Consider the following 12,929-nt stretch of genomic DNA (forward strand, 5'->3'; position numbering starts at 1 on the left):
AAACTTTCCCCCTACCCTGCGGGTACCTTAGAATGCGTTTTGCCCTGCCTGGCATACCCTGCCAGCAGAAACAAACCGGCTTTTCTTCCCTGGGGTTTCCTCTGTCGATGCGTGTGCTGTTTGCGTTCCTGTGCCTGTCGTTCGCGACCCTGGCCAATGCCACTTTTACCCAGACGATCATCACCCGCCCCCTGAATGCGCCCGTGGTGTCGCCTCTGGCCCCCAATGCCACCGTGGATAAACTGCTGGTGATCAAATCTGCCCGCCAATTGCAGTTGCTCAGCCATGGCGTAGCGGTCAAAACCTATCGGGTGTCCCTTGGCAAGCAACCGCGTGGCGCCAAGGAGCGCGAAGGCGACAAACGAACCCCGGAAGGGCTGTACTGGGTGGATTGGCGCAAAGTGAGCGATCGCTTCAACCTCGCCCTTCACCTGTCGTACCCCAACACAAGAGATGCCGCCAAGGCGCGCGCGGCAGGGGTAGAACCCGGCAGCATGATCATGATCCACGGCACCCCTGCCAGCGAGGATTACCCGGAATGGTACTTCCAGTCGCTGGACTGGACTGACGGCTGCATCGCGTTGAAAAACGCTGACATGCAAGAGGTGTGGAGCCTGGTGAAGGATGGCACGCTCATCGAAATCCGGCCCTGACGCAACTTTTGGCGGCTTGTCCTAGGACATTTCCCGCGCAAGCCTCGCCGCCTTCCTGCAACACCTTCATCCCCCGCCTCACATCATGGCTGAGCGTAACCCCGTAAGGTAAAACCATTCATTCGAGTGGTTTTTTACTATGCGGCGGTTCACAGCGATTCTTTCGGGTTTCGTCCTTGCTCATTGGAGCAGCCTGGCTCACGCCAGCGAACCGGCACCCGCCCTGCCCCTACCTTCCGAAGCGCTGCAGCAATTCCTTCAGGGCGCCGAAGCCCACCGCAAGGTAATCGAAGGCAACCAGCGTGAGCGGCAGCTGCAACGAGCCACGCCCGCGCCGAGCGAAAATAACCATGGCGCGCAAGCGATAGACGAAGGCCCCGAGGGCCCCTGCTGGCGGATCACCGGCCTGCGGCTGACGGGCAACCGGTTGATCAGCGACGAAGCGCTGCGTCACGCCGTTCAGCCCTTGCTTGAACCTTGCCTCAACCCTGGCCAGATCAACCGTATCCTGGCAACGGTGACCCTGCTCTACACCGAGGCTGGGTACGTGGCCAGCCGGCCGTTGCTGCTCGCACCGCCCAATCACGGGCAGCCCCTCGAACTGGCCATCGAGGAAGGCTTCGTGGAAGCGATCGAGCTCGCCGACGAAGACCTGCCCGTCAGCCTGGCTGCGGCGTTCCCCGGAATGATCGGCCAACCACTTGAGTTGCGCACGCTCGAACAGGGCCTGGATCAACTGAACCGCTTGCGGTCCGTGGATCTTGCCGCGGACATCATGCCGGGGGATCTACCGGGCGGATCGCGAATCGTATTGCGCAGCTTGCAGCGGTTACCTCGCTGGCAATTGAACGCCGGCCTGGATAACGGCGGCAGCCCTGGCACGGGGCGCAACCGGATCAGCCTGAACGCCGGGTTCGACAACCCGCTGGAACGTAACGACAGCCTGAGCCTTTATGGCATGTACACACCGGGGCAAGGGCATTCGGGCAGCGCTACGTTCGGGCTGTACTACAGCATCCCTTACGGCCCGTGGAATTTTTCGGCCGCCGCCAACCGCTTTCGCTATCGCAGCATGGCCAAGGGGGCGCTGGGGCCCATCGAAACCAGCGGTGTGAGCACCCTGTTGAGCTACTCACTGGAGCGCGCGCTGTGGCGGGACCAGCGCCGCTTGTTGAGCGCAACGCTGCGCCTGGATGACAAGGACAACGTTGCATACCTGCTTTCGCAACGGATTGCTGTGCAAAGCCCTCGCTACCAGAGCATCGAAGCCGGCCTCAACGGGCTATGGCTGGGTGATGCCACCTGGTCGGCGTTCGCTGGCTACAGCCGCGGTTTGGGCGGCTGGAGCGGCAATGACGGCCGGCGATACAAAGACCCCGACGCGCAGAGCGCCCGATACGGCAAGTGGCGCGCCAGCCTCAGCCGCACAGCCAGCTACACATGGGGCGGGCTGCGTTGGACCCTTGCAAGCAGCTGGGCGGGACAATACAGCGCGGACCGCCTGCCTCAGCTGGAAGCCATGGCCCTGGCGAGCACCGCAGCGGTCAGGGGCTTCCACGGCCAGCCGGCGGACACGGCCAATGGGTTGGCCTGGCGCAATACCCTCTATTTGCCGTTTGCACTCGATGGCGGGCTGCGCTTCATACCCAGCCTGGGCCTGGACGCGGGCTGGGCCGATAACCGCGGCCGCACCCGCGCTGCAATACATACGCAACCTGCGCGTGGCGAGCGCCTGCTCGGTGCCAGCCTTGGCGCCAGCCTGGAACACCGCCACGGTAGCCTGGCCGTGGACTACCAACACAGCCTTTACCGCCGCAACGCCCCCCTCGCCCCTGGTTATTGGCAGCTGTCCCTGCAGCTGCGGTTCTGATCCCCCCACCCGAGAAACCCCGATGAAAAAAACCAAAGGTTCTCCCTCGTTTCGTTTGCGCCATGATCCACTGCGTTGGTCCGTGGCGGGCGCCTTGTTACTCAGTCCCGTATGGGCCACCGCGCAAGGCATCGTTCCCGTCCCAGGGGCCGGGGGAACCGCACAGGTGCACGAGCAGAACGGCATCCCCATCGTCAATATCACCGCGCCCGGGCCCGGCGGCCTGTCGCACAACCCTTTTAGCGATTTCAACGTACCGCCCCAGGGCCTGGTATTGAACAACGCCACCGGAGCAGGCGCATCCCAGCTGGCCGGAGCGCTGTCTGCCAACCCCCAGTTCCAGGGCCAGGCCGCCAGCACCATCCTCAATGAAGTGGTTGGCCAACTGCCGTCCAACATACGCGGGCCACAGGAGATCTTCGGGCAGGCGGCAGACTACGTACTGGCCAACCCCAATGGCATTCATGTTCAAGGCGTGGGCTTTATCAATACGCCCCGGGCGATCTTCCTGGTGGGCACACCTGAAATCCAGGACGGCCGCCTTGCCGCGCTCAACACCTTCTCCGCCCCTGGCGACCTTCGTATCACCGGGCAAGGCCTGAGTACCGAAGCAGCCGTAGACCTGATCGCGCCCCGTATCGACAGCCAAGGTGACCTGTACGCGGCCGCCGGCCTTACGGCGATTACCGGCCGAAACCGCGTGGCTGTAGACAGCCTTGCGGTGCTCGAGACCCAACAGCCCGCAGACGAGGCCCCGGGTGTTGACCTCAACGCACTTGGCGCCATGAAAGCCGGGAGGATTCGCCTGGTGAGCACCCGGGAAGGTGCGGGCATTCGCCTGGCAGGCCCGAGCGTTGTGGGTGAGCACGGCGTAAGCGTGGACTCCGCCGGGGATGTGCTGATTGGCCGTGAAGGGGAAGGCCAGGCAATAGTGGCTTCCACTCGGGGCGACCTCGCTTTCAACGCCCGGCAAGACATTACTGTGACTGGCAGCCGCCTGGCCGGGCAGGCGATCCGGGCCAAGGCCGGGCGTGATCTCACGATGGACGCAAGCACCCGGGAAAGCGTACAGCGGCACCGGGACGACTGGCGCAAGAAAACCTGGTTCATCACCACCGAAACCTACATGGAGGAGCGCGAAAAGCGCCATACCCGGCTGGAGGAGTCGGTTGCCACCGCAGTAACGGACATGGAGCTGGAAGCGGGACGTAATGTGACCCTGCGCGGGAGCAAGCTCCAGGCCGGCGGAGCCATGGATATTCGCGGCGGCGATGCAGTGACCATAGAAGCCGGCATGGAGCGCGTTGATATCACCGAAAAGGTACGCCACCGCAAGCACCTGTGGCGGGGTGACAGGGATGAACGAAGCCATGAAGAGCGTGCGGTGCCGTCGGAACTCAAAGCCGCCAGCGTGAACATCAGCGCTGGCGGCAAGGCCACGGTTCGCGGCAGCGACATTACCAGCGATGGCGACCTCAACATCCGTGCCCGGTCCATCGAGATCGACAGTCAGGGTATGAAACGCACCGCTACCCGGGATGATTACCGAGGCGACCTCGTGGATGGATGGGTGTTCGGCGACACCGGCGCCCGCGAAGAAACCAGCACGCGCCAACGCGGCAGCAACCTGAAGGCCGAGGGCACCGCCAGGCTGGTCTCCGATGACGTACTGATCAAGGGCAGCTCCGTTGAGGGCAAAGCGGGCACCTTCACGGTGGGAGAAAATGGCCCGGTGATCATCGCCAGCGCGGCGGATATCACCCATGTGAAAGAGCAGCGCAAGGATCGCAAGCTGGCTGGCGTTTTCGGTACCGATAGCAGCAGCACACGCGAGCGCGAGCAGGCGGTTCCGTCACATGTGAAGACGCAGGGCGACAGCAAAATCCTCAGCGCGGAGCACATTCGGGTCGTAGGCTCCATTGTGGAGGCAGAAGGCAAAAACGAGCTGGAAGCCAAAGGCAACATAGCGATCGTTGCGGCTCAGAACACGCAAAAGGAGCACAGCTCCGAAACGACCGGTTCATTGATCGCAAGCGTTGGCGAAACCCGCACCGCCGAAGACGGCAAGGACGGATCGAGCCAGTATTACGCCCAGGTAAGCTATCGCCGGGACCACAGCGAACGCACGAGCGAAACGGTCGAGCAGGCGGGCTCCTCGGTGTTGGGAGGTACGGTTGATGCCAAGGCAGGCGACACCATCAGCGTGATCAGCTCCAAAGTGGAATCGGTCAAGGGCGATACAGAAGTGGCCGCCAAGGCCTTCAGGGCCATTTCCGAGTTGAACGACACCACTACGTCCAGCAAGACGTCCACTACCACCATCGGCGAGAAGGTAACCGCCGGCATCGACCGCGTGGGCGCTGGCCATGCGGGCGAGCATGTAACCGAAAGCGAGCAAACCCGCCGGGCAACTGCGGCGCAGGCTATTGTGAAGTCCGCCGGGGATGTAAACCTTGATGTCGAGGGCGAAGCCGAATACGCCGGTGCGCTCATCGACGTCAAGGGCAAGTTCAACGAAAAAGCGGGCAGCGTGCGCCGCACAGCCGTGGCGGACATTGACGATAAACAAGAGCAACGCACCCGCTACACCGGCGAAACCATGGTCAGTGCCGAGTACAAGGACATCACCGGCCCTCTGAAGAAAGCATTCGAAGGCAAGGAGCAAACCCGCTTCCAGCAACAAGGTGTCGAGGACGCGATGGTGCCGCCATCGCTGGGCGCGGACGTCATGGCGGGCTATACCAACCGTGAGCACAGCGTGCGCACGGAAACACCAACGGTAACCACGTTGAAGGCCAGCGAAATCAATGTAACGTTGCCCGGCATACTTGAGGACGAAGGCACTCGATACACCGCAACGGGCGGCCAGGTTGCGATCCAGGCAGGCAGCCATGACGCCCGCGCCGCGACGGAAAAATACGTCGAAACCCTGAACCGTACCGACGTTGAAGCAAGCCTGCGGGTGGACACCACCACGGGCAGCGATATCAATGTGCGCCTCGATGGCAAAGGCAGCCGAAAACAGACGTTCGAGGAGCGCGATACCGCGCGGCCTACGCAGTTCACCGCCCAGGCGGGCATTCCGGTACAGCTCGGTACCGATGGCCGTTACGAAGGCACCCTATGGGACACGGGTAACGGCGCACTAAGCGTCAAAGCGGGCGGCGACCTGAGCATGCCTCAGGCCATCAACCGACAGCACAAGGAAGAAAGTAATACCAGTGGCTACGGCATGGTCAAAGCCGGCAATGCCCCGGTGGGCACCAATGCCCTGTTCATGGGCGGGCTTGAACATCAAACCCTTTCCACTACCGACACCCAAGGGGTGGGTGGGCGCATCAAGACACCGGATGGCCAAGTGGAGGTGGGTGGTAACGCCCGCCTTGAAGGCGTAGCCATCGGCAATGGCAACGCCCCCACCCACAACTTCGAAGTGAAGGCGGGCGGCACCGCTGCCCTGGCAGCGAAAGTCGATACCCACGAGGCCCAAGGGCAAACCCTCGGCGGCGCGCTACAGGCCGGGCTCAGCCGTAACCCCGCCGCCGATGACCAACGCATGGGTGGCTCGCTCGGTGGCCATGCGGACATGGGCCGGGTGAACGAGCAGGCGGAGCGCCGTACGGGCGCAGAACTGAACGTGACCAACCTCACGGTTGAAGCCGGCGCCCACGAAACGGTCGCGGTACAGCTGGAAGGTACGCAGCTCGCCGGGGACAACTTGCACCTGAACGCGGCGAACGGCGGCATCCACATCAACGCCGCGCGCAGCGCTGAGCACAAGGGCAATGTGCAGGTCACTGCTGGCGCCGGGTTGAACGGCAGCCGCGGCCTCAACAAGGATGATGACGCGTCGGCCTTGTATGCCCGCGCCCGGCTGAACCTGGATAACGTGAACAGCACCACCCACGAGAACGCTGACCTTCGCATAAAAAACGTTACGTTCAACTCCGCCATGGATACACAGCTAACAGGTGCAGTGGTGGCGGCCGATAACGTCAGCGGAACGGTCGGTGGCGACTTGGTGGTAAGCAGCGCCCAGGACAGCGTGTCATCCACACAGGTACAGGTGGACGGGCGTATCGGCAAGGAAACCAACCCGCAGGGATTGCTCAACGGCTTGAAGTCGGTCACTGGCCCGTTCGCCGACAAGGCCACCGAAAAGGTTGGCAAGCAAGTACAGGCCATGGACCTGACCGTAACGCCCACGCTGCTGGTGGACGTAGAGAATGAGCAGCGGGATACCGTTGCGCGTGTTGCCTCGCTCAGCGGCCGACAGGGCATCGACCTGAACGTGGCCGGTGAAACCCGCCTCAGCGGTGCAAAGCTTCGCTCGGGTGAGGGCAAGGTAGAACTGGGCGGCAGCGACGTGCGCTTGAACGACCTGACCGGCCGGGACTACCGCGCCGACGTGAGCATCAATGCGTCCAACGGGCCGGCAGAACTGTTGAGCGGAGTGATCAGCGAACTCACCACCAACCGCGGCGAGCAAGCCAAGGCTGATGAGCACGGGAACGTGGGGGTGATCCGCACGGGCGGCCATGACCGGTCAGAAACCTTCAAGGCTGCAGTGGAGGAACGTAGATAGTAATTTCATGGACTCGCCCTGGCCGAGGCGTCAGTGCGCCACGGTGGCAGTCTAAACAGCCAACGACAGCGAGGGCGAGTCCATGAAAAAGCATACGACGGTCCCACAACCTTTGTCTTCCACCGATTGGTCCGCCTGTACCACCGTGGCGGTCGACCTGGCCAAGCGGGTGTTCCAGGTGGCAGGGGAAGACGCCCTGGGGCAGGTGCGCTTCGAACAGCGGATCAAATCGCGCGAAGCCTTTTATGCTTTCCTTTGCCAGCTGTCGCCGCACGTCACGGTGCTGGTGGAAACCGGCCCTGGCGCTCAGGCCTGGGCGCTGCAGCTGCAAAAGCAGGGCAATCTGGCGCGAATCCTGCCGGCCAAGCTGGTGGCCAACCATCGTAGCGGCGCCAAGAGCGACCGCAACGACGCGCTGGCCATCCTGCGCGCCGGGCGCGACAGCAACATCCACGCCGTGCCCATCAAAAGCGCCGCCGCCCTGGCCATGCAGGCACTGCACCGCGCCCGGCAGGGTTACATCCGCCGGCGTACGGCACTGAGCAATCAGATGCGGGGGCTGTTGCTCGAGCATGGCGTGGCGCTGGCCCAGGGCGAGGCGGCGATCAGCCAGAAGGTCCCGCTGGTGCTGGAGGATGCCACCCAACCGCTGCCTGACCTGCTGCGTGAGCTGATCGACGAGTTGCTGGCTGAATGGCGACACCTGGGCGAGCGCATCAACGTCCTCACCGGGCGCCTGGAAGCGGCGGCGAACGCGGACAAGACGGCCAAACGGCTGATGACGGTGCGCGGCGTGGGGCCGATCATCGCCACGGCGCTGCTGGCCAAGCAGACCGAACCTGAACGCTTCGCCAATGCGCGCCAGTTCGCTGCCTATTTCGGCCTGGTGCCGGAACAGCGCAGCAGCGGCGAGAAAGTGCGCCTGGGCAAGATGAACAAGCGCGGCGACGGCTACCTGCGCAGCCTGATGATCCAGGGCTCACATAGTGTGCTCAGGCAGATAAAGCCAGATTCGCCCCACCCGGATGATCGGCGCCTGCTCAACTGGCTCAGCCGCCTGGGCCAGAAGGAGGCGGCGGTGCGCCTGGCCAACCGCAACCTGCGCATCCTCTGGGTGCTGCTACAGAATGAACAGACCTACTGCCGCCAACCGGCCACAAGCCAGCACGCGGCGGCAAGTCTCTGATCCACCGAGTTCTGCCACCGCGGCGCGCAAGCGCCTGTCCCTGCTGACAAACATTTACCCCAGGTCAGACCGACGCGGATAGATGCCTTGGCTCCTACCGGCCTTCGAGGCCTGAATGTAATCGGCATACCGCGTGCTCACCAAATGTTGGCCCGAAGCCGAAGCCGGCTTCCTCGAAAGGCCTGATACATAGATGCAGCCGGGCAGAATGTTAAAAGCGGGTAGACAGTGGGGGCGAGTCCATACATAGGAGCCGGGCGAAGCCGCAAGGCGTAGCTCGCGAACGAAGCGCAACGGGGCTTAAAACGCCTCAAGCCGCCAGGTTTCATAGGCTGGGGTTTCATAGGGGTGGCTGAGCTTGAGCGCGGCAACTACCGCCGCGATCAGCTCATCCGCCACAACCAGCTCCACCCGCCATTCCGTTACGGTTTCAACGGTGCCTGCGGTGCCAATGAACGGCTGGCTGCCGTCCAGCGGCTGGAACTGGCCTTGGCCCAATACCTGCCAGCAGCATTGGTCGTAACCCCCGATTCGCCCGCCACCGGCAGCGAATACGGCGGCCTTTACCTCATCCACATGGCTGGGCGGCACGAAGAAGCAAAGCTTGTACATCGTGCCTCCCCAGGGTTAGTTCACCCACACCCGCGCGTTGCGGAACATGCGCATCCAGCCACCGTCCTCGCTCCACTCATCGCTGTACCAGGAGTTCTGCACAGCGCGGAACACGCGCTCCGGGTGCGGCATCATGATGGTCACGCGGCCGTCGCGGCTGGTCAGGCCGGTAATCCCGCGCGGCGAACCGTTGGGGTTGGCCGGGTAGGTTTCGGTCACTTTGCCGTGGTTGTCCACGAAGCGCAGCGCGACACAGCCGGAAACGTCCGCTTCGATCAACGCCTGCTCGCTGGCGAATTCCGCATGGCCTTCGCCGTGAGCGATAGCGATGGGCATGCGCGAACCGGCCATCCCTTGCAGGAAGATCGAGTTGGACTCCTGCACCTGCACCATCGCCACGCGCGCTTCGAACTGCTCGGAGCGGTTGCGTACGAAGTGAGGCCAGCTTTCGCTGCCAGGGATCAGCTCGTGCAGGTTGGACATCATCTGGCAACCGTTGCACACGCCCAGGGCGAAGCTGTCGGTACGCTCGAAGAAGGCCTGGAAGGCGTCCCGCGCACGGCTGTTGAACAAGGCCGACTTGGCCCAGCCCTCGCCCGCGCCAAGCACGTCACCGTAGGAGAAGCCACCACAGGCGACCAGCCCCTTGAAGTCGTTGAGGTCTACCCGGCCGGCGAGAATATCGCTCATGTGCACGTCCAGCGCGCTGAAGCCGGCACGGTCGAATGCCGCGGCCATTTCCACCTGGCCGTTCACGCCCTGTTCGCGCAGCACGGCCACCTTCGGCCGCACACCGGTCTTGATGTAGGGTGCGCTGACGTTTTCATTCACGTCGAACGACAGCTTGGCGTGCAGGCCCGGGTTGTCTTCTTCCAGCAGCGCGTCGAATTCCTGGTCGGCACAGGTGGCGTTATCCCGCATCCGCTGAATGCGGTAGCTGGTTTCGGCCCACTGGCGCTGCAGCAGGCGGCGCTCGCCTTCGAACAGGGTTTCGTCGCCCAGGCGGATGATCACATGGCCGTTGTTCACCGGCTTGCCGATGACCACAACGCAGTCTTCCAGGCCCGCGGCGCTGAACTGGGCGAGGATTTCCGGGGTAGCGTCATGACGCACCTGAATCACCGCGCCCAGCTCTTCGTTGAACAGCACGGCGGCGGCTTCTTCACGGCCATGCGCCAGGGTGTCCAGGCGCAGGTCCAGGCCGCAATGGCCAGCAAAGGCCATTTCCAGCGCGGTCACCAGCAGGCCGCCGTCGGAGCGGTCGTGGTAGGCGAGCAGATGGCCATCGGCGTTCAGGCCCTGAATGACCGCGAAGAACGCCTTCAGGTCTTCGGCATCGTCCACGTCGGGTGCGATCTTGCCCAGCTGGCTATGCACCTGTGCCAGGATGGAAGCACCCATGCGATTCTTGCCACGGCCCAGGTCTATCAGGATCAGGTCCGTCTCGCCCTTGTCCAGGCGAAGCTGCGGGGTGAGGGTTTTGCGAATGTCGGTCACTGGCGCGAAGCCGCTGACGATCAGCGACATCGGCGAGGTCACGGACTTGTCGGTGCCCTCTTCCCGCCAGCGGGTTTGCATGGACATCGAGTCCTTGCCCACCGGGATGGTGATGCCCAGTGCCGGGCACAGCTCCATGCCCACGGCCTTGACGGTGTCGTACAGGCGGGCATCTTCGCCCGGGTGGCCGGCGGCAGCCATCCAGTTGGCGGAGAGTTTCACGTCCGACAGCCTGCCGATCGCGGACGCCGCCAGGTTGGTGAGGGTTTCGCCGATGGCCATGCGGCCCGATGCCGGGGCGTCGAGCAGTGCCAGCGGCGTGCGCTCGCCCAGTGCCATTGCCTCGCCGGTGTGGACGTCGAAGCTGGTAGCGGTAACTGCGCAGTCCGCCACCGGCACCTGCCATGGGCCGACCATCTGGTCGCGGGCCACGAGGCCTGTGATGGTGCGGTCGCCAATAGTGATCAAGAAGCTTTTGCTGGCCACGGCCGGGTGACGCAGCACGCGGGTGATCGAATCGGTGAGGTCCAGGCTGGCAGGGTCGAAATCATCGCCCTGCTCGGCTTCGCGGGCCACGGTACGGTGCATGCGCGGCGGCTTGCCCAGCAGCACTTCCAGCGGCATGTCCACCGGGCTGTTGCCGAAGTGGCTGTCGGTGACGGTGAGATGCGGCTCGGCAGTGGCTTCGCCAACCACCGCGAACGGGCAACGCTCGCGCTCGCAAATGGCCTGGAAGCGCGGGAAATCTTCCGCGGCCACCGCCATCACGTAACGTTCCTGGGATTCGTTGCTCCAGATTTCGTGCGGGGCCATGCCCGGCTCGTCGTTGGGCACGTTGCGCAACTCGAAGCGCCCGCCGCGGCCGCCGTCATTCACCAGTTCCGGGAAGGCGTTGGACAGGCCGCCCGCGCCCACATCATGGATGAAGCAGATCGGGTTGGCGTCGCCCAGCTGCCAGCAGCGGTCGATAACCTCCTGGCAACGGCGCTCCATCTCCGGGTTTTCGCGCTGCACGGAGGCGAAATCCAGGTCAGCGGAGCTGGCACCGGTGGCCATGGATGAGGCTGCACCGCCGCCCAGGCCAATGAGCATGGCGGGGCCGCCCAGCACGATCAGCTTGGCGCCGACCGGGATCTCGCCCTTCTGCACATGCTCGGCGCGGATGTTGCCAAGGCCGCCGGCCAGCATGATGGGCTTGTGGTAGCCGCGCACTTCTTCCCCACGAGGGCTGTTGACTGCCTGCTCGAAGGTACGGAAGTAGCCGGTAAGCGCGGGGCGGCCGAATTCATTGTTGAACGCGGCGCCGCCCAGCGGGCCTTCGATCATGATGTCCAGCGGGGTCACGATGCGCTCAGGCTTGCCGTAGGGCTTTTCCCAAGGCTGCTCGAAACCGGGAATGTTCAGGTTGGAAACGGTGAAGCCGTTCAGCCCTGCCTTTGGCTTGGAGCCGCGGCCGGTGGCGCCTTCGTCACGGATTTCCCCGCCCGAACCGGTAGAAGCACCCGGGAACGGCGCGATCGCCGTGGGGTGGTTGTGGGTTTCGACCTTCATCAGGATGTGCACGGGCTCGCGCACGGCGGCGTATTCGCCGGTTTCCGGGTTCGGGAAGAAGCGGCCCGCTTCGTTGCCGACGATGACGGCGGCGTTGTCCTTGTAAGCGGACAGCACACCTTCACCATGCATCTGGTAGGTGTTCTTGATCATGCCGAACAGGCTCTTTTCCTGAGCCTGGCCGTCGATGTCCCAACTGGCGTTGAAGATCTTGTGGCGGCAGTGCTCGGAGTTGGCCTGGGCGAACATCATCAGTTCGATGTCGTTGGGGTTGCGCGCCAGCCCCTGGAAGCTGGTGACCAGGTAGTCGATCTCGTCTTCGGCCAGGGCCAGGCCGAGGCTCACGTTGGCGGCTTCGAGAGCGGCGCGGCCACCACCGAGCACGTCTACCGAGGTCATCGGCCGGGGCTGCGCGTGGGTGAACAGCGCGCTGGCATCCTCGAGGCGATCCAGCACGCGCTGGGTCATGCGATCGTGCAGCACGGCGGCGATGTCGGCCGCTTGGGCGTCGGTCAATTCGCCTTGTACGTAGTAAGCGATCCCGCGCTCGAGGCGGTCCACGTTGGCCAGGCCGCAGTTATGGGCGATGTCGGTGGCCTTGCTGGCCCAGGGCGAAATGGTGCCGAAACGTGGTACCACCAGGAACAGACGCCCCACCGGCTCCTGCACCGGGACGCTGGGCCCGTACTTGAGCAAGCGATCCAACACTTGCAGCTGTTCGGTGTCGAGGTCGGCCTTGAGGTCGGCAAAATGGGCGAACTCAGCGTACAGGCCGGTGACAGCGGGGACCTTCTGACTCACTTGCTCCAGTAATTTACCGTGGCGGAAGGCAGAAAGGGCAGGAGCGCCGCGCAGGATCAACATCGTGGGGACAGCCTCGAGAGGGGTGTAGATTGGGCCGTGCATTCTAGCCTAAACCGGCGCGCCAGGCATCCGTATCGGCGCGCTCGTGGGCAGACGGTTGCCCTTCCCCGC

General features: G+C 63.8%; 6 protein-coding genes. 4 read left to right on the forward strand and 2 right to left on the reverse strand.

Annotated features, from left to right (window positions below; genetic code table 11):
- The first annotated feature begins 107 nt into the window (after positions 1-107).
- From AC3Z8Y_RS19020 to AC3Z8Y_RS19035, 4 genes are all read left to right on the forward strand, one after another.
- Positions 108-653 carry a L,D-transpeptidase family protein gene (locus AC3Z8Y_RS19020; protein WP_490090045.1) on the forward strand — a complete coding sequence of 182 codons (546 nt, stop codon included), beginning with the start codon at positions 108-110 and terminating at the stop codon, positions 651-653.
- Between the two features lie 139 nt (positions 654-792).
- Positions 793-2,523 carry a ShlB/FhaC/HecB family hemolysin secretion/activation protein gene (locus AC3Z8Y_RS19025; protein WP_490087137.1) on the forward strand — a complete coding sequence of 577 codons (1,731 nt, stop codon included), beginning with the start codon at positions 793-795 and terminating at the stop codon, positions 2,521-2,523.
- 22 nt (positions 2,524-2,545) lie between these two features.
- Positions 2,546-7,108, forward strand: a complete 4,563-nt coding sequence (locus AC3Z8Y_RS19030) for a hemagglutinin repeat-containing protein (protein ID WP_490087138.1) — start codon at positions 2,546-2,548, stop codon at positions 7,106-7,108.
- Between the two features lie 82 nt (positions 7,109-7,190).
- Complete coding sequence (locus AC3Z8Y_RS19035; RefSeq protein ID WP_490086869.1) at positions 7,191-8,294, forward strand: IS110 family RNA-guided transposase; 1,104 nt, start codon at positions 7,191-7,193, stop codon at positions 8,292-8,294.
- Between the two features lie 300 nt (positions 8,295-8,594).
- On the opposite strand, the gene AC3Z8Y_RS19040 is transcribed toward AC3Z8Y_RS19035, so the two are convergent.
- The gene (locus AC3Z8Y_RS19040; RefSeq protein WP_490087139.1) at positions 8,595-8,906 is read right to left on the reverse strand and encodes an NGG1p interacting factor NIF3; all 312 of its coding nucleotides are present in this window, start codon (positions 8,904-8,906) and stop codon (positions 8,595-8,597) included.
- A gap of 15 nt (positions 8,907-8,921) precedes the next feature.
- Positions 8,922-12,818, reverse strand: a complete 3,897-nt coding sequence (gene purL, locus AC3Z8Y_RS19045; protein ID WP_490090046.1) for a phosphoribosylformylglycinamidine synthase — start codon at positions 12,816-12,818, stop codon at positions 8,922-8,924.
- Positions 12,819-12,929: the final 111 nt, after the last annotated feature.

The organism is Pseudomonas sp. 3MAES_34.3B (assembly GCF_058145875.1).